This is a genomic window from Bacillus sp. AFS073361 (genome assembly GCF_002567005.1).
Taxonomy (GTDB): Bacteria; Bacillota; Bacilli; order Bacillales; family Cytobacillaceae; genus Neobacillus.
The window spans coordinates 78,058-95,827 of record NZ_NUZU01000007.1 but is presented as its reverse complement, the minus strand read 5'-3'; the positions used below and the strand labels follow the sequence as shown (position 1 = coordinate 95,827).

Genomic DNA, 17,770 nt, shown 5'->3' with positions numbered 1-17,770 from the left:
GCGCGCATTAAGCGCGCTTATTGCTTATAAATTAATTATTCACCAAGATAAGTTTTGATAATTTTATCATAGGTTCCGTCTTTCTTTAATTCAGCAAGACCATCGTTGATTTTTTTCAAAAGATCTGAATTTTTTCCTTTTAGAACAGCAATTCCATATTGATCTCCGTTCAAGCGATCACCTACGATTTTTAAGCCAAGATCTTTTTGGGCAATTGCATAAGAAATTACAGGATAATCTTCAATCAGTGCATCCGCATTTCCGTTAGATACCTCTTGGAACATTGCAGGACTATCATTAAATTGAACAACAGAAATTCCTAATTTTGAAGCATTGTCTTGTGCATATTTTGCACCAGATGTACCTTTTTTAACTGCAACTTTTTTGCCTTTTAGGTCATTGATGGATTTAATCGTTGAATTATCTTTCTTCACAACTAATGTTAACCCTGCATCAAAATATGGTGTTGAGAAATCTACTATTTTTTTTCTTTCTTCTGTAATACTCATTCCTGCAATAGCGACATCTAGCTGATTAGCTTGCATTGCTGGAATGATTCCACCAAAATCCATTGGAGAAAGTTCAATTTTGAAGCCCTGATTTTTTGCAATAGCATTGATTAATTCAATATCGATACCCTTATATTCGTTTCCTTCTTTAAATTCAAATGGAGGATACGTCGTATCTACACCAACTTTATACACCTTACCTGCTTCCTCTTTCCCGCTTTTTGTGTCACTACTTCCACACGCAGCGATAAAGATGGTAAGGATTAAAAACAAACTAAATAAACCAAACTTTTTCATTTTAATCTCCCCTTTTTTGTCAGATTATTCTCATATGCAGAATTGATAGAATTCACCTAGTTAATATAACACATATGATAAACATAAAAAAGATAAAATTATTGGAATATAGATTATTTTTTTATAAAATTAACATAATAAGATAATTTCAACAGCGGACCATATTAATAGAAAAACAGGGACATGAGAACATTTATTTCGATAACAATCAAACCAACTCAGGTTAGGTTATGGCAACACTTGCATAAAAAATTTTATTAATACGGGCTCCAATTTCATCTCAATGTATATGATATAGGGTAATCGCCTAGTTACTGTCCTTACCATCGAAAGGAAGTGTTTAAGTGTATACTAACGCAATCCCAACAATAAGTGGATGCTCTAATGCTATTCCCCAGCCTCCGATGTATTATGGCTATGCGACTCCTGTTCAAGGACACTGTATTAATGTTCGTGGGTGTGAAAATTTTATCATTATAATAGTGTTGTTTATTTTATTAATCATAATCGGTGCATTTGCTTTTTGCTTTGAATAGGGCAAGACTAGATCAATTCTTCAAAAAATCATTTAGTTTTATAGAGTAGATGAAAAATCAGGGACATGGTATGACCCCATGTCCCTTACTGCTTCCCAAAGCTTCCGTTAACTTGGGAACCGCTCCTGATTGAAGTTAATGTATGTTTTTTGTAATGGTCTGTCCCTCTTCTTGCATAGAGATATACAAAGGGGGGATTTTTATTTTATATACTGATAAAGTTATTAGAATAACTGTTGCTTATGTATTTATTACCTCAGCACTTATGAAATTATTGGGTACCGAAGTGACGAATCATTTTCTTGGCTTAGGACTGCCCTATCCCCACATGATGTTAAAGCTTGTTATTTTAATAGAATTAGTTTGTGGAATTCTACTACTGGTAAATAAAGCCGTAAAAAATGCGGTGGTACCTTTAATGGGTATTATGATGGCAGCCATTCTTTTAACAAAGGTTCCCCTACTGCACACGGGCCTTCTCCCATTCGCTTTTGGGGCTCGTTTAGATATTGTCATGTTGGTATTGCTGGTCTATCTATACAAGGGATATACTCGATAAAGTGCCTGACCCCCTTGTAGTAAGGATTCCATTTTTAGTGATGTTAAATCAAAATGAAAAGGAAACTCCCTTCTTTTATTTGGAGGGAGTTTCCATCTTGTTTAAGTATTTAACTGTTCTATTCTACTCCCGGAAACCATCCTGGCGTATGAACAATTGCCTGCCACAGGGGATCTGGTACTTCCAGTTCGTGCTGATGATTCTTGTTTATTTTGGTGACAATTTCAGATTCTCTTCCTTGTTCCACTTTTTGCACCCACTCAGGATCAATGATCAGTTCACGTCCCAATGCGATTAATGGGACGCCCGTTTCCAATGCGTTTAAGGCATCATCAGCTGTATAAATCGAACCAACACCGATAACTGGAACTCGGTTCCCTACACGTTCCTGAATGATTTCAATACGTGAACGTGTATCCTCCACTCCTCGTCTAGGGGTTGACCTGAAATCCAGTAATGAAACATGAAGATAATCAAGGTCTTTTTCTGCTAGTGCATCTATTAGTGCCAGTGTGTCAGCCATCGTGATTCCAGGTGTTTCAGGTTCCTCCGGGGAAAAACGATAGCCTACCAAGAAAGGCTCCTTCGCATATTCAGCAACCACTCTCTTTACTTCATCGACAATCGCCAACGGAAAAGTTAACCGTTTTTCAAGCGTGCCGCCCCATCGGTCATCCCGACGATTAGAATGAGGGGAGAAAAATTGCTGAATCAGATATCCATTGGCACCATGTATTTCAACTCCATCATAACCTGCTTCAATGGCGCGTCGAGTGGTTTCTCCAAAATCGCGAATAATAGATTCGACCTCTGTTTCAGTCAATGCGCGGGGAACGGGTTTTCCTTCACCTTCTGAAGGAACTGCACTAGCACTTACCACGTCACCATCCACTAATTCAGGTGGAACCTGACGGCCGCCATGGAAAATTTGCAAAATTGCTTTCGCACCTTGTTCTTTAATGGCTGATGCTAGTCGACTCAAACTTGGGATCATTTCATCTCGGTCTCCACCAAATTCACCATGAAATCCTTTACCATTTCTGGTCACATAAGTACATGCTGTAATGACCATTCCAACGCCATTGGAACGTCGTTGATAATACTTGACTTCCGCATCTGAAACAGTGTCGTCAGGATTGGATGAGAAATTGGTCATCGGTGCCATGACTATTCGGTTTTTTAAGTAAATCCCCTTTCCTATCGTAAATGACTCAAATAATGGTGCATATTTTTCATTCATCATGTCATTACTCCTCCTGTATGTTCATTTATGTTATATAAGAAAAAATACTGTTACCCTTGCTATAACTTCACCTTATAGTTTGGTTTTTTGAGTGGTTTAAAATTACCTTTTTATATCAAAATTCCTCTTTCTGTTTCCACTGATTAGAAATTCAGATTTTTTTATAGGCACTTCATGATTTTTTTTAGTAGATACTAATTTCGCCGATAATTCCTTAAACCACTGCTCATCTTTAAATAGTAAAGCCAAGTCTATTAAAGCTAAAAGCTCACTTTCATTTCTATCAGTTGTCTCGGGTAGCTTTTCAGCCTGTTTATTTACGATCCAAATCGATTTTCCAATCGCTTTTTCATTGTCACTATCAACCACATTTATTTGTAACATTCCTTTGGTAGTGTCTACGGTTTCAACATACCCGTGAATCAGTTCTCCACCTCTCGATATACCCTGTATCCAATCCCCATTTTCAAATTGATAATTATCGGCCATTGTCATCTACACCCCTTAAATGTTATAAAAAAAATTACAGTTTAGTTTTTAAAAAAACATCATCTCATCATACTGTAATAAAATAATATACAGTATGACCAATAGAAAAAACTAAATCATGGACAATGTTTAATTTTTTCTAAAACAGAACTAAGTGTAATATTTTCTAAATATTTTTCAAAATATAATTCAGCATCATTGAAAATCTGGTCCATTACCACCTGGGTATTAGACGAGATGACACATTTTTGCTCAGGGTCCCCTGTACACCAGTTTGGTTTTAGGCTTCCGCGTGAAACAATACGATAAATATCTGCCAATGAGACATCTTGTGAGTCACAGTCGAGAATATAGCCACCACCAATACCTTCTTTGGTCCTAACAAATCCATGATTGCGCAAACAGCTCATGATCTTGCGAATCCGTGCCGCATTTGTACAAACATTGGCAGCGATTGACTCACTGCTAGCCATGTGATCTGGTAAATATGCTAGATAGACTAAACTATGGACGGCTATCGTAAAATCACTATTCACTTCAATGCTTCCTCCTCAAGAAGATTAATGTAATTTTATTATTTACAGTTTATAAAGTCAACAAAAAAACTCAATTTTTTATGAAATCACCGGTACCAAAGTACAAATTCATATACATGGAATTGTAGTTTTCTCCTCATATTAAAGTTAGGAGGGATTCTAGGAATATGAACTTTACTTGGTTACTTGGATTATTAATTTTATCTCAACAGGTGAATATACCAGGCAGTTTATTAACAACTACCAATGGTCAAACCTTCTCAATCGTTAATCATCCTGACTTTTCGATGAACTTGCCCGGTTTACCTATTATTGACACAGAAAATCTTAATAAATTTATGGATGAAATGGACAAACATGTTTCTAAAAGTCCTAAAAATGCATTTATTGATAATAACGGGAATATCATATCTGAAAAAGTCGGTTACCGATTAAACCGTCAAATCTTTACAGAACAAGTATATTCTTATTATTTTAACAATGGATCATCTAAAGTAGAGATCCCCTTACAAACAATTTATCCTAAAATTGACAGTGAATTACTAGCGGATATTCGAAATAAAAAAATTGGAGAATACGTAACATCCTTCAATAAATATAATAAAGAACGAACCAATAATATTTATCTTGCCAAAAAAGCCATTAATAATTTTGTTCTTTTCCCAGGGGAAACTTTTTCCTTTAATAAAGTTGTTGGTAAAAGAACAGCAGAAAAAGGTTATATGCCTGCAACAGTGATTTATAGGGGAAAATTTTCAGAAGATATTGGTGGTGGGATTTGTCAAGTATCATCTACCCTTTTTAATGCAGTGGATAATGCGGGATTAAAAGTTATCCAACGTGTTTCACATAGTAGAAAGGTTACCTATATTCCACCAGGGAGGGATGCAACCGTTAGTTGGAATGGACCAGATTTTGTATTTAAAAATAAATACCATGAACCCATTCTAATTCAAGCAAAAACATTAGGGAACAAGTTAACCATTGAGTTATATTCTTCAGAATTCATTAACTTTAGTCCTAGAAAAGTTCCACATCTTCCTAATGATCAAAATCACCAACCCAAGTGAGATCACTTGGGTTTTTTGGTGCTTATTAATTTCAACACATTCCTATATTTAGAACCTGATCAAATGTGCAGACCTCCAGATTGATTGATGGTATACTTGGTAGATACTACTATGGTAATGGTGATAAATGTGGTTTATTTATTGATATTGATTTTCCTTCTGGTTTGCATAATTTTATTTTTCAGATTTAAAAAACTTTATATTAGAACTTCAACCATGGCTATGGTTATGGCAATTGGGATTGTTACGCAAGGTGTTCTATTAAACTATTTCGGAATCCAGTTCTTCCAACATATAATTGGAAAAATTCTAAGCATTATTAACCTATCCCTTTGGTTTGCCTTTATTCTTTCTTTGATCATTGCCAGTCTGGATGGGAAATTTAAAGACATCCATTATGCCAATCGGATCAATCGTTTTGGGATCGGTACATGGGTTGCTGGCACATCTATTAGTGGCATTTTATTTTATAAACAATTTATCGAATTGGGATTTATTTCGGTTATTCTTGCTTTTATTAATATCTTCCTGTGGATGATTTATATTGGGATCAGTGTAAAAACTTTTATAGAAATCACTCGAACAAAATCATATTCGAATGTCCATGGAATACTTCTTCTTACTACTGTAAGTACACAATCAATCGTCCTGTTACTTAACACTGTTTTCAAAGAATTCTCTGATTTCATTAATCTACCTTTACTAATCATAGGATTTAGTTTTTATCTTGTTTGTGTTTTCTTTATTTTATATAGATACATAAAAAACCCTTGGTCTATTGAAAAGGATTGGAACAATACGAACTGCATTTTACATGGGGCTTTATCTATTTCAGGGATTGCCTGTTTAGTCACCGGCATCGTTAGTATTGAAACGATAAGATGGATATGGCGAGTAGCCCTTCTTATTTTCATTATGGTAGAATCTATTGAAATTTACAGGCTTTTTAAACGGTTTAAACACTACGGCTTTAAAAAAGCAATCTTTATTTATGATGTTACACAATGGAGTAGAGTGTTTACTTTTGCCATGTTTTATACTTTTACATCCCTTATCCATACCCATTTATTGATTGGATCCATTGTGATTGACACAATCTTAAACGAAGGCGTATGGATAGTAATACTTCTTCTAATGTTTGAACTTATGCTTTATGTTAGTGATCTCATAAAAGCTAATAAACAATTATCAAGACAAATTAGTAAAGAAAACGAAGTAAGCTCTCCATTTTAATTGGGGAGCTTTTTCATTATGCCTATTTATTGTTGGCTGCCAATTGAAGCATGTGTCTGCCAGCCAAGTCTCTAAAGAATTCCTTAATTTTTGATTTTACACCATGCTAATCTTTCTATCTCTCTACCCATTGGTCTAGGATACTCTGAAAAACACCCTTTTTCGAATAAAGCTCAATCTCCATGCGGGTATCCAAGCGCAATACTGTCTGGAACAGGGTCCTTGAGCCATCCGGTTTAATGGCTTCCACTCCCACCTTTTGTATCGGACTGAGCGGCTCGTTCAACCCCATAATGGAATACGTCTCTAGACCATCCAAATTCATCGATTCATAGCTTTCTCCAGGCAAAAATTGAAGCGGCACAATCCCCATCATAACCAAGTTACTTCGGTGAATTCTTTCAAAACTTTCCGCGATAACTGCTTTGACGCCAAGGAGGGAGGTACCCTTTGCGGCCCAATCCCTTGCACTCCCCATTCCATAGTCTTTGCCGGCTAAAATAATCAGCGGCGTATTTTCCTGTTGGTAGACCATGGATGCGGAATAGACATCCATTTCTTCCCCGCTCGGTACATAGAGAGTTGTACCTCCTGTTTTTTCTACTAATTTATTCTTAAGCCTTGGATGGGCAAAAGTTCCCCTGACAAGTACCTCATGATTTCCTCGGCGCGAGCCGTAAGAATTGAAGTTGGCGGGTTCGACGTCTTGCTCAATAAGGTATTGTCCAGCTGTACTCTCATAAGGAATGTTGCCGACCGGGGAAATATGGTCTGTAGTAACCGAATCACCGAGCATTAACAAGACTCTCGCTTGGTGAATATCTCCTGGCTTGTATTCTTTGATCTCCGCTTTGAAGAAAGGGGATGCTTTAAAGTACGTGGACCGATCATCCCACCTAAAAATCGGATGATCATCATATGCTAGACCCTGCCATTTCTCGTCCCCTTCAAATACATTTTCATAGGCTTCACGATATAAATCGGATGAAATTGTAGAATCCACTAGGCTGGCAATTTCCTCGGATCTGGGCCAAATATCCTTCAAATATATCTTTTTACCCAAGGCAGATCTGCCCAATGGTTAATTTGGGACGATCAAGCTTTTGTGGATGGAAAGCAAAACGGCGTGCGGATGTTGGAACCTTTGCACTTCTTTTAGAAGATGCTGGCACAGATGTACGCTGGATTAAAGATGGTGAAGAAGTAGGTCAAGGAGAAGCGATTCGTTTTGAATTACCAAGTGGGCACCGCTTTGAAATTTATTACGATATGGAAAAACCAGCAGCTGAGGAAGGTCGTAAATCAGTGCTGAAAAATCAAGTATATAAATCTTGGGCAAAAGGTGTTTCACCACGACGCATCGACCATGTCAATTTGCAAACTTCAATGGATAATAAACGAATAGTAAACTACTTAACAGAAACATTAGGCTTTAAGCTTCGCGAATACTTCGTTAATCCAGATGATGAACAAGTAGCTAGCTGGATGAGTGTTACAAACTTAGTACACGATGTTGCGATGATGACGACGAAAAATTCAATTGGACCCAATGAAATGCACCATATCGCCTACTGGCTAGATAACTCTCAAGACCTTTTACGTGCAGCTGACATTTTATGTGAAAATGAAGTTGGCTTTGTTGGACCTGGTAAACATGGTATTTCACAAGCGATGTACATTTATGTAAAAGATCCAGGCAGCGGCCTTCGTGTTGAAATCTTTACAAATAGTTACTTAATCTTCGAGCCTGATTGGGAGCCTATTAAATGGTGCTACGATGAATACCTTAAACATGGCTCTACCATTTGGTGCGATCGTCGCCGCGATGATGTAAATCGGGAACAACCAGTAAAAGCATAACTTAGTTTCCTGCCACCACCCCACATATCATTCACTCATAGAAGAACGACAAATCCCAAATTCTCAATTTTAAATTGTGATAATTTGGGATTTTTTATATGACGCTACTCCTTGCTGGTACATCTATTAGTGCATTTTTATTAACAATTTTTCCATTTAAAGAATTTCACATCAGTTCAAACATTAGAAGAATTTTGCCCCTATTTATTTTGAGATATGTTTTAATTTGTTTTTTTCGCTAGTCTTTCTTTTTCATCTCTAGATGAAAAAGATAAATCACTCATACTATCATGTGCATTTCCATTTTCCACCTTCTGCAATCGAGTAAAAAAAGCTCCTAAAAGGAGGACAATCCCGGATACCATAAAAATAGCTGAAACCCCGGCTATTCTTCCCACTGCCCCAAAGAAAAAGGGCGAGACGAACTGGGAAGATCGGTTAAAGGTCAACCGTAAGCCCAATACTTCTCCCTGCTTATCTAGCGGACTTACCTTCATTGCATAAGCCAGACTAAGGGGCTGCCCTAATCCTAACCCAATCCCTAGAAAGACAGCGATGAGTCCGTAGAGAACTGGAAAATCACTTACATTCAATAACATAAAAGAAAGCCCGCTGATTATCAATGTGGAGGTTAAAATTTTACCCCGCCCAAAGATTTGCAATAGGCGAAATTGTATGAGACGAACTCCAATAGATGATGCGGCCACAAGGGATAAAACGATCCCGATGCTGCTAGCGTTCATTCCGACTCCAGTACCCAAAACAGGAAAATAAGCCACAAAAAGATCTTTTGAATACAATACTAACCCGCTGATAATAAGTGCTTTCCGTAAATTAACATGTTTTAGCATTTTCCATGAGGATGTTTTATTACCCGCTTTTTCTATTCTAGAGGCAAGTGCACTTTTCCAGAATTTAATTGGTACAAGCAAGCAGCTGATTAAGACGATACCGACAATTACAGCAGCCATGGCGAACGTAAAGCGAAAACCAACGTATTCATACCCAAACCCGCTTGCGAGGGGCCCGATTAGCTCGCCTAGCGAACCTGTTAGGCTAAACATAGCAATAAGATTATCCTGGTTCCCTGGAAGGTTTCCAACCGTTTTTTGCAATGAAATGAGACAGCAAATTTGCGAAAACCCCATTAGTAATTGCGAAAAAAAAAGTGTTGGAACAATCGGGATGATGATCGGAATCAATACAGACACTAACAAACCAATACTTCCTAACAAACACATATGCCGAGCGCCGTATGCATCCAGCCACTTCCCAGCTTTAACGGCAAAAAGCATTGGAAAAAATGCATAAGCCGAAACCAAAATTCCAATGACACTCACGGATATACCTTGTGAATCGGCAAATAAAGAAACAATTGGTCGTGTTCCCTGCACTGCAATAGAAATTAACGTTTGAATGATTAAAAAGTAAGAAAGAACCACCCTTCCCTCACCTCAAATAAAGGATAACAAGCTTCAACACCTGGTGTGTTGAAGCTCGTCTTGCACCCTTTTCCAAATTTTTATCAATATTTATTTCTCGCTATTTGCTTAGATGAGTTAATAGCTACTTGATGCTTCAGGTAAATTTCCTTACGTTCCCTGGCAGATTTCAGGACTGCTTGACAAACTTCTAAATTTGCTTTGCCCCATTTACCATCATGAATAGGAGGCTTATCAAAGGCAACCGCATCATATAGCTCGGCAATCATTACATCCCGACCGGTTTCATTCCCAAGCTGAATCTCCACTTTATCGCTTTCTCCGTAAACGTACAACCCATTCGGTGATTGACGGATGTCGCCCCGCTCACAACTAACAACCGTTAATCCAAAAAACGGCTGATGAGCTTTTTCTTGATCATAGTTTTTTGCATGTTTTCCACCGTATCCTTTTAGACTTTTTAACCTCCTTTCCTCCTCACTGCTGCTCAATTGCTGAATAGCTTTACGAGAAGACCCGTAGCCTTGATTCCTTTGTGATGGACCACCTTCACCAATTCCAAACGTAAGTTCCGCAGTTAAAAAATGATCATATCCATTATAAACAGCAGTTGCTGCAGTCCCATCTTCAAATTCTAAAAAGGCTGCATGGGCCCCTTCTGTCGGACGAGATTCATCCCACCGACCAGCCATTGCACGGACACTTCTAAGCATACCTCCGCCAATATATCGAATAACATCAAACTGGTGAGAACCCTGTCGATAGGTTACACCACCACCGAGCTCTGTATCTAGCTCTTCAGGTGTACGCGGACGGTACATCCAGTCATTATAATACCAATTGTTAATCATCCGCACCTTCCCAAGCGTACCTTTTTCAATAATTTCTCTTATCTTTCGTATAGGCGGTTCAAAACTAAACGAATGTCCGACGATCATATGAATACCCGCCTGTTCAGCAGCCTGAATAAGCAAATCAGCCTCTTCAACTGATACTGCTAAAGGCTTTTCAACAATAATATGTTTTTTATATTGCGTTGCAATTCTCACATGTTCTACATGAAATTCCGTCGGACTTGCTATGTAAACAGCATCAACCTGCTCACTTTGACATAAGTCCTCTACACTCAAGTAATACTCAGCCTGATAATCCCCAGCAAACTTCTTCAACCGTTCTTCATTTCTACCGCTTGCTGCTGTAACCTTTACATTTGGGTGTTTTGCAATACTTGGAAGCAGGGCACTACCCGCATTTCCCAATCCGACAATCCCTATGCGGAGCAAATACGGATGATCTTGAAAATTCATCATTATATCATTCCTTTCATTTGTGATTAGTTGAAAACTTTTTCATCTTTTTTTCACAATACGGAACGCATTCCATTTTATTAGCTTAAGAAAATTATAGCATTTTTTTGAATTTGTTTTCAATGATTGTTATAAATATTCTGAAAATAAAATAAAACTGCACGAATACCAATCTAACTTTGTATCCGTACAGTTTTTTATCGTTAATTACTGTGTTATTTGCATGTTGAAGCGACTTTGCGCACCACTGTCTCCCATGGATTCTGAAATCTTGTAAGCAGTATACATAACTTGCTTAATAATAAATGGCTTTCGATCTTCTGATAATCGATGGATTGGCCCAGCTGCTGTTAATCCACCAATAAGTCTTCTAGTATGATCGAAAACGGGTGAAGCAATCGCAAATGAACCTTTAAGTCGATCATCAATAGAGAGAACGAATCCTTGTTTGCGAATAATCTCAAGCTCATTTTCTAATACGATTTCCTCTACAGGCAATTGATTAAGCTTTTTCGCATCGGCAATAATTCTCTTACGTTCGGTTTCCTCCAGGTTTGCTAGCAGGATTTTACCGGAAGCCCCTGTCCATAAAACATTACGCTGGCCAACTTTGACAATATTACGAATTTCCTCTGAACTTTCCACCATTTCAATGCACACTCGTTGATCTGCTTCAATAATATTTAGATCAATTGTTTCTGACAATTCTTCAGATAGCCTTTTCATAAACGGTAATGCTGTGTCCCTTAAAGACATATTTCCACTCACCACAGCACCTAAATTAAATAGCTTAAACCCTAAACTGTATTTTTGGGTTTGTTTATCCTGTTTTATGTAGCCGCATATCGCCAGTGTAGCAAGCAAGCGATAAATGGTGCTTTTTGACAAATTCGTTTCGGCGGCCAGTTCACCTAATGATTTTTGCGGATTTTCAAGTGTAAAACATTCCATAATTCTCAAAGCTCTTTCCACAGATTGTACTGTTTGAATTGATTCTTTCATCAAAACTCCTCCGTCTCTAAAACCAATATGTACCAACACTTACCTCCTACGCAAGAAAATACCTAAATTAAACTATATATACATAATAGTTTATCATGTTTTTATGGGTAAGAGTTACTACTGCTTTTGGAAATGAACGGGTAATCAATCAAAAACCCTTTTAGGACCAGAGCTGTGGATTATCATTACCACAGTAGTTTAATATATAAAGAGTGAACTAGGTTCGACTGATTTTTAGAACGCACTCAATCTTAAATCAAGATGCCCTTTCACCTCACCAAGGCTCATAACATCTGCATATTTATGGTGAAGGTCAAACAAGCTTACTTTATGAGAAATAATACTTCGGTCAAATGTACATTCTTCTACTATAACCGGATGAAATCCGTAAGAATAAGCATCTACAGCCGTAGCTCGAACACATCCACTTGTGCTTTCACCGCAAATAATTAAAGAATCAATGTCCATCCTAGTTAGGTAAGCGATCAATGGAGTTCCAAAAAAACAACTGGCGCGTTCCTTTTGAATGATAATATCGGTTGGTGCTAGTTGGAAAGCTTCATGTATTTCATAAGAGTTATCATGTACAACATTTCGCTGCCTATTTGTTGCTTGAATGCGATTTGTACCTTGTGTGGAGTAAATCAATGGTATTTGATGACTTCTAGCCAATGAAATCAATTGTTTTGTTGGCTCAATGGCATTCCAAGCATGAATCCCGCACGAACTTGGATACTTTTTCACCACATCTTTTACAGGCAAAGAACCACCTTCGTAGACCAGATTATAAAGATCGATCAGAAGCACAGCAGGCTTCATTCCAATGAACGTTACCCGTTCATATGATTGATAAATATCCCTCGTGTCAGAATCTATCACATCATGCCAACAATATTGTTTCACTTCACTCATTTCAAGCCTCCTTATCATAAAAAGTCTCCAGGTTTTAATCTGGAGACACATATTACCGCTTATGCTTCAAGAATATTGACATCCTCTGTATTCTTATCTGGGTTTAGGCTCTTCTTAGCTTTTATTCGATTCACACTTAAAATCGTAACAGTAATAATGAGTCCTATTACGTCACTAATCAACCCCGGTGCAATTAGTAAGATGCCGCCCACTAATAAGATCACTTGTTCCAACTTGTTCATTCTTGCTTTATACCAGCCTTCCACAGCAGCAGCAATCGCAATAACGCCAATCACTGACAATACGATACTGGAAGCGATATCCCACCATGTACCTTTTAAAAGGATTCCTGGATCATAGACAAAAATAAACGGTAAAATAAAAGCGACAATCGCTAGTTTACAAGCATTCAGACCAATTTTTACCGGGTCCGCCTGTGCGATACTTGAAGCTGCAAATGCCGCCACTGCCACAGGAGGAGTGATAGCCGATAAGCAGGAGTAGTACACGATAAATAGATGGGCGTTCAACGCAGGTATATCCATATTGATCAATAATGGTGCTGCTAACACTGCCGTCAAGATATACGCAGAAGAAACAGGCATCCCCATTCCAAAAATAACACATAAAACTGCCGTGGCTACTAATGTTAAGAATAGACTTCCAGCTGTTAGCGAGAAAATTAATGTTCCAAACTTGGAGGCAAGACCTGTCAGCATAATTCCATCAATCAGTATTCCAGCTGCTGCACAGGCCATGGTCACAGGGACCATTCGTTCAATCACTTCTTCAAAAATTAGGATCAATTTTTTATACCCGATCCGATATTCTGGTTTTACCCAGCTGCACACAATGACAATTGCCGTTGCCAATACAGCAGCCAAGGAAGCGGTCATTCCGTTCATAATGCCAATTACCAAGAATACGAGAGGAACTAGGTAGATCCAGCCTTCTTTAAACACATCGCTTATTTTGGGGATCTCTTCCTCTTTTAACGTAGGCATATTTTGTTTGATGGAACGGAAATGCACCTGTAAAAAGATTCCTAAATAGTAGAGTAAAGCAGGAACTGTCGCCGCTATCACGATTGCACCATAGCTGATTCCTGCATATTCAGACATCAAAAAGGCAGCGGAACCCATGATCGGCGGCAAAATGCTGCCACCTGTGGAAGCGGCTGATTCCACTCCTCCAGCAAATACGGGTGAATAACCCATCTTTTTCATCGTAGGAATATTAATCGATCCTGTGGTTAACACATCTGCAGTCGGACTGCCAGATATCATCCCAAACATTCCGGATGTGATAACCGTAATTTTGGCAGGTCCACCAACACTTCTGCCTGAAATGGTTGCCGCTAAACGGAAGAAAAACTCTCCCCCTCCAGCTGCAGTAAAAAACGCGCCGAACAAAACAAATAGAAAAACATAGGTTGCTGCCACGCCAAGCGGTGTACCAAAAACTCCATTCGTTGTGTAGACCATATCATCTAAAAAGTGATTATAGTCTATTACGCGATGAGAATACGCGCCAGGAATATACTGCCCCCAAAAAACGTAGGCTAAAATAACGAGGACTACAGAAGTAAGTGTAAAACCCAATGTCCGTCTTGTTGCTTCGAGTGTTAATAGTACCGTCGCAATTCCTATTGCCATTTCTAACGGGGTTAACGGATTAAATAATGGGATACGCTTCAAATAAAGTTCAATATTTATTAAGAAGTAAACACCAATACCAAGTGACATTGCAGCCATAAAAATATCCAGCCATGTTGGCTTCTGCCCTTTCACTCTCTTCGTCGAACTAAATTGCAGGAAGGCAGCGGTTAAAACTAAAGGATAAAATACAGTGGTATATTGATATAGATCCATTGTTCCAATTGCTCCAAGCCATACTTCAAAGATAGTCAAAATAATAGCCATCGTTAAAATCATTTTACGAAAGAAACCGGTTAGGACTCTTCGGTTGCCTTCCTTAAAAAATGCCCGGAATAGTCCCATTTCTTTTTCAACTTTTTGAGAACCCAATTAACTCCCACCTTCCTCGATTCATGCAAATGGTCAGATATTAGAAATTACTTAATAGCCCCAATTTCTTTATAGAATGCTTCTGCTCCTGGAGCTAATGGAATCGCTCCAGTATCTGCCAGATTTTCTGCTGTCATGTTTTTCACAGCCGGGTGTAGAGCTTGAATGTTCTTTAGGTTGTCAACTAATGACTTGGCCATCTTGTATTGATCGGTAGCACTGACTTTGTCGCTGACTAAAATAATCCCGTTGATTCCCACTGTCTGTACATCTTCCTTCTGAAATTGATAGGTTCCTTTTGGAATGGTGTATGCATTTAACCTCCACTCTTTGCCTAGAGTATCGATGGTATCCTGATTAACAGACCAAAGCTGAAGGTCAGTCTGAACTGCATTTTCTTGCACTTTCGCGTCTGGAGCAAAAACAAAGTCAATGGTAATATCCATTCGGTTACTTCCCATTGCTTCCCAACGCTGTGAACTGCCTTCCCATGTGAGGGATCCTCCCCAATCTTTCAATTTTTCATCTGTAATTCCGTTTGCTTCAAGTGCTGTATTGGCTGCCAAGGAGTTCAGGTTTCCTTGTTGATTAATCGCAATCCTTGCAGGGACTTTTTTCTCAGCTATATCCTTCAAACTTTTAACTTTGTACTTTTTCGCAAAGGCATCACGGACGGATATCTGCATGGATGCATTTTGGTAGATACTTCCAATCGCGTGCATATTTTCATATTTCTGGGCAAACGGTGGTAACCCTTTGATTGCTGCAATCCCTTCCACATCTTGAATAAGCCCAAGCTCAACTTGTCCCTCATCGACTAACTTAATATTTCCAGCACCGCTCCCTGGTTCATAGGTTGCCGCTGATCCCGGATAACTGTCAGCGAATGATTTGGAAACGACTTGACCAAGACCGGACCAAAAACCGCCTACTGAACCGCCAGCCAATGTCACTTTTATGGCATTGGTGTCTGTTTTATCAACTGGCTGGCTTTTCACAGTTCCAGTATTTGCAGCTGGTGAAGAGTTTGATTTTTGAGTCGACTCACCGTTGGAACATGCCACCATTCCAGTTAACAACGTACAGCCAATGATTGTAAGACCCCATTTAGAAAATTTAGTATTTTTCACGATTTCGCCCCCTGTTTTTTGGTTCTCAGTCCTTATTACTGGAATCGCTTTCAAAAACATATAGAGGATTACACCTTCCAAGGCGTATCCAAAAAAACCTTAATCTTCTTCTTCCAGCTCCATTGTTGTCAGTTGCTTTACCTCTGCTGACTCCCAAAGGTACCCGCAAGAATGGCACCAGCAAAAATATACATTTTGCTCTGATCTCCAATATTCCGTAATGAAACTGCGCGAGTCGCTCATCGACTGACCGCAATGGCTGCAGTAATTGACTGTTGGGGCAAATGTAGTGTCTCTCTCACCCTTTTGGATTAGGGAGGAATCGACAAATGGTTTGTCTTTCCCCCTCAGCATAAATGTCATTATTACTTAACCCCCACTTTGTCAAATAAAGCGACTACATCGTCAATAATTGGTGAGAAACGCGTCTGGAATCTCTTAAATACACTTTCAAATCCGTCACTGAAATGATGCTTTTTTCTCTCCAACGGCAGGACGATGATATGGTTATCCGCCTCATTCCGAATCGTTCCAATCGGGTCTTCACCCTGTGCCACTTTTTCAATTTCCTTTTTAAGCATTTGCCGATAGAAAATGATCCCCTTATCCGTAGTCCCCAAACGTTCTTCCGTTCGGTCTGCGATTGTCCCCTGCGTAATCCAGCACATAATATCCTGTCCATCAATGTAATCGGTAATAAATTCGCCGTTTTCATCTCTGTAAGGAACATCATATAATGGAATTTCTTTTAAATGATCAGGAATTTCTACATCAAGTCCTGGTGCATACGCCATATACCAGATATGCCATGTTGTTTCATCATCAATCGGAACTCGGATCTGGAATTGATAAGACCCAAGACCGCCACTGCCAACCGCAAGCATAAAAGGAAATACGACTGGATGTCCGATGCGCCAATCATCACTGTCTTCTGACTGTCCTTCTAGCAATCTCCTTTTAACAACGCCATATTCAAATGCATCAAAAGCAATTTTGTTATGCTTGCGTTGGAAGGCCACTTCCTGTGTTTCTCCTTTTAAACCTGTTACATAAGCATGATAATGACCATGGAGCCACTCAGTATGGACGGGGTCAAGTGAATTTTCCATAATTTGCAGCCAGTTACAAGGGATAACCGCGCTGCCAATCATACGCACAGCATGCTCGACGACAAAGCCGTCAAAACGTGGAAGCAATGGTGCCGGTGCTGGACCGAGATAAGCAAAAATGAGTCCACCCATTTCCTCAACCGGATATGATTTTGTTTTAATCCGGTCTTTAAAGGTACTGGTATCCGGTTCATTTGGCTGCTCCGTACATTGCCCTTTTTGATTAAAGCACCATCCATGATACTGGCAGCGCAATCCCTCTTTTTGAGGCATTCCATATACTAAAGATACTTTTCTATGAGGACATCTCTCGTCAATTAAACCTAGATTGCCAGACAGGTCACGGTAGAGAACCAAATCTTCACATAAAACTCTGACTTTTTTTGTTGGCTTGTTTTCTAGTTCACTCACTGCAGCGACTGGAATCCAATAGCGGCGCATTAAATTTCCCATTGGTGTATCGGGTCCAACACTAGTTAACAACTCGTTTTGTTCTTGACTTAACATCT

18 protein-coding genes are annotated in these 17,770 nt (G+C 38.9%); 5 read left to right on the top strand and 13 right to left on the bottom strand.

The window, feature by feature from the left end; translation table 11 throughout:
• Positions 1-35 precede the first annotated feature (35 nt).
• A complete protein-coding gene (locus tag COJ96_RS04850; protein ID WP_098571845.1) occupies positions 36-806 on the bottom strand; it encodes a transporter substrate-binding domain-containing protein in 771 nt (256 codons plus the stop codon).
• Between the two features lie 404 nt (positions 807-1,210).
• Between COJ96_RS04850 and COJ96_RS28190 the strand changes: the two genes are divergently transcribed.
• Both COJ96_RS28190 and COJ96_RS04845 read left to right on the top strand, forming a co-directional pair.
• Positions 1,211-1,342 (top strand): YjcZ family sporulation protein, encoded by a 132-nt coding sequence (locus COJ96_RS28190; RefSeq protein WP_142332961.1) that lies wholly within the window; start codon positions 1,211-1,213, stop codon positions 1,340-1,342.
• Positions 1,343-1,484: 142 nt separating this feature from the next.
• Positions 1,485-1,901 carry a DoxX family protein gene (locus COJ96_RS04845; protein WP_373561652.1) on the top strand — a complete coding sequence of 139 codons (417 nt, stop codon included), beginning with the start codon at positions 1,485-1,487 and terminating at the stop codon, positions 1,899-1,901.
• A gap of 118 nt (positions 1,902-2,019) precedes the next feature.
• Here the strand turns inward: COJ96_RS04845 and COJ96_RS04840 are convergent, their stop codons facing one another.
• From COJ96_RS04840 to COJ96_RS04830, 3 genes are all read right to left on the bottom strand, one after another.
• Entirely contained in the window at positions 2,020-3,144 is a 1,125-nt protein-coding gene (locus COJ96_RS04840) for an NADH-dependent flavin oxidoreductase (protein WP_180229981.1), read from the bottom strand.
• Between the two features lie 102 nt (positions 3,145-3,246).
• On the bottom strand, positions 3,247-3,639 hold the full coding sequence (locus COJ96_RS04835) for an IDEAL domain-containing protein (RefSeq protein WP_098571844.1): 393 nt from the start codon (positions 3,637-3,639) through the stop codon (positions 3,247-3,249).
• Positions 3,640-3,749: 110 nt separating this feature from the next.
• Positions 3,750-4,169: an RrF2 family transcriptional regulator gene (locus COJ96_RS04830; protein WP_098571843.1), complete on the bottom strand. Its 420-nt coding sequence runs from the start codon at positions 4,167-4,169 to the stop codon at positions 3,750-3,752.
• 167 nt (positions 4,170-4,336) lie between these two features.
• On the opposite strand from COJ96_RS04830, the gene COJ96_RS04825 reads away from it, so the two are divergent.
• Both COJ96_RS04825 and COJ96_RS04820 read left to right on the top strand, forming a co-directional pair.
• On the top strand, positions 4,337-5,239 hold the full coding sequence (locus COJ96_RS04825) for a VanW family protein (RefSeq protein ID WP_098571842.1): 903 nt from the start codon (positions 4,337-4,339) through the stop codon (positions 5,237-5,239).
• Positions 5,240-5,455: 216 nt separating this feature from the next.
• Positions 5,456-6,472, top strand: coding sequence for a TDT family transporter (locus COJ96_RS04820; protein WP_257148434.1), 1,017 nt, complete (start codon positions 5,456-5,458; stop codon positions 6,470-6,472).
• A gap of 115 nt (positions 6,473-6,587) precedes the next feature.
• Here the strand turns inward: COJ96_RS04820 and COJ96_RS04815 are convergent, their stop codons facing one another.
• Positions 6,588-7,475 carry a hypothetical protein gene (locus COJ96_RS04815; RefSeq protein WP_142332959.1) on the bottom strand — a complete coding sequence of 296 codons (888 nt, stop codon included), beginning with the start codon at positions 7,473-7,475 and terminating at the stop codon, positions 6,588-6,590.
• Between the two features lie 74 nt (positions 7,476-7,549).
• Here COJ96_RS04815 and COJ96_RS04810 point away from each other — a divergent pair, with 74 nt between their 5' ends.
• Positions 7,550-8,332 carry a VOC family protein gene (locus COJ96_RS04810; protein WP_098571840.1) on the top strand — a complete coding sequence of 261 codons (783 nt, stop codon included), beginning with the start codon at positions 7,550-7,552 and terminating at the stop codon, positions 8,330-8,332.
• Positions 8,333-8,553: 221 nt separating this feature from the next.
• Here COJ96_RS04810 and COJ96_RS04805 read toward each other — a convergent pair whose 3' ends face one another.
• The 8 genes from COJ96_RS04805 to COJ96_RS04770 form a co-directional block, all read right to left on the bottom strand.
• Positions 8,554-9,774: an MFS transporter gene (locus COJ96_RS04805; protein ID WP_098571839.1), complete on the bottom strand. Its 1,221-nt coding sequence runs from the start codon at positions 9,772-9,774 to the stop codon at positions 8,554-8,556.
• Positions 9,775-9,857: 83 nt separating this feature from the next.
• Positions 9,858-11,084 carry a Gfo/Idh/MocA family protein gene (locus COJ96_RS04800; RefSeq protein WP_098571838.1) on the bottom strand — a complete coding sequence of 409 codons (1,227 nt, stop codon included), beginning with the start codon at positions 11,082-11,084 and terminating at the stop codon, positions 9,858-9,860.
• Between the two features lie 204 nt (positions 11,085-11,288).
• Entirely contained in the window at positions 11,289-12,083 is a 795-nt protein-coding gene (locus COJ96_RS04795; protein WP_142332958.1) for an IclR family transcriptional regulator, read from the bottom strand.
• Between the two features lie 234 nt (positions 12,084-12,317).
• Complete coding sequence (locus tag COJ96_RS04790; RefSeq protein ID WP_180229980.1) at positions 12,318-12,995, bottom strand: isochorismatase family protein; 678 nt, start codon at positions 12,993-12,995, stop codon at positions 12,318-12,320.
• Between the two features lie 59 nt (positions 12,996-13,054).
• A complete protein-coding gene (locus COJ96_RS04785) occupies positions 13,055-15,022 on the bottom strand; it encodes a TRAP transporter permease (protein ID WP_098571835.1) in 1,968 nt (655 codons plus the stop codon).
• A gap of 47 nt (positions 15,023-15,069) precedes the next feature.
• A complete protein-coding gene (locus tag COJ96_RS04780; RefSeq protein WP_180229979.1) occupies positions 15,070-16,152 on the bottom strand; it encodes a TAXI family TRAP transporter solute-binding subunit in 1,083 nt (360 codons plus the stop codon).
• Between the two features lie 99 nt (positions 16,153-16,251).
• Positions 16,252-16,515, bottom strand: a complete 264-nt coding sequence (locus COJ96_RS04775) for a hypothetical protein (protein WP_098571833.1) — start codon at positions 16,513-16,515, stop codon at positions 16,252-16,254.
• A gap of 2 nt (positions 16,516-16,517) precedes the next feature.
• Positions 16,518-17,768, bottom strand: a complete 1,251-nt coding sequence (locus tag COJ96_RS04770) for a Rieske 2Fe-2S domain-containing protein (protein ID WP_098571832.1) — start codon at positions 17,766-17,768, stop codon at positions 16,518-16,520.
• Between the last annotated feature and the right edge of the window lie 2 nt (positions 17,769-17,770).

Excerpts from the sequence above, each read along its gene's own strand:
- COJ96_RS04775 (WP_098571833.1), bottom strand. The coding sequence starts at position 16,515 with ATGACATTTATGCTGAGGGGGAAAGACAAACCATTTGTCGATTCCTCC.
- COJ96_RS04795 (WP_142332958.1), bottom strand. The coding sequence starts at position 12,083 with ATGAAAGAATCAATTCAAACAGTACAATCTGTGGAAAGAGCTTTGAGA.
- COJ96_RS04800 (WP_098571838.1), bottom strand. The coding sequence starts at position 11,084 with ATGATGAATTTTCAAGATCATCCGTATTTGCTCCGCATAGGGATTGTC.
- COJ96_RS04810 (WP_098571840.1), top strand. The coding sequence starts at position 7,550 with ATGGTTAATTTGGGACGATCAAGCTTTTGTGGATGGAAAGCAAAACGG.
- COJ96_RS04790 (WP_180229980.1), bottom strand. The coding sequence starts at position 12,995 with ATGAGTGAAGTGAAACAATATTGTTGGCATGATGTGATAGATTCTGAC.
- COJ96_RS04770 (WP_098571832.1), bottom strand. The coding sequence starts at position 17,768 with ATGTTAAGTCAAGAACAAAACGAGTTGTTAACTAGTGTTGGACCCGAT.
- COJ96_RS04835 (WP_098571844.1), bottom strand. The coding sequence starts at position 3,639 with ATGACAATGGCCGATAATTATCAATTTGAAAATGGGGATTGGATACAG.
- COJ96_RS04850 (WP_098571845.1), bottom strand. The coding sequence starts at position 806 with ATGAAAAAGTTTGGTTTATTTAGTTTGTTTTTAATCCTTACCATCTTT.
- COJ96_RS04845 (WP_373561652.1), top strand. The coding sequence starts at position 1,485 with ATGTTTTTTGTAATGGTCTGTCCCTCTTCTTGCATAGAGATATACAAA.
- COJ96_RS04840 (WP_180229981.1), bottom strand. The coding sequence starts at position 3,144 with ATGATGAATGAAAAATATGCACCATTATTTGAGTCATTTACGATAGGA.
- COJ96_RS28190 (WP_142332961.1), top strand. The coding sequence starts at position 1,211 with ATGTATTATGGCTATGCGACTCCTGTTCAAGGACACTGTATTAATGTT.
- COJ96_RS04825 (WP_098571842.1), top strand. The coding sequence starts at position 4,337 with ATGAACTTTACTTGGTTACTTGGATTATTAATTTTATCTCAACAGGTG.
- COJ96_RS04820 (WP_257148434.1), top strand. The coding sequence starts at position 5,456 with ATGGCTATGGTTATGGCAATTGGGATTGTTACGCAAGGTGTTCTATTA.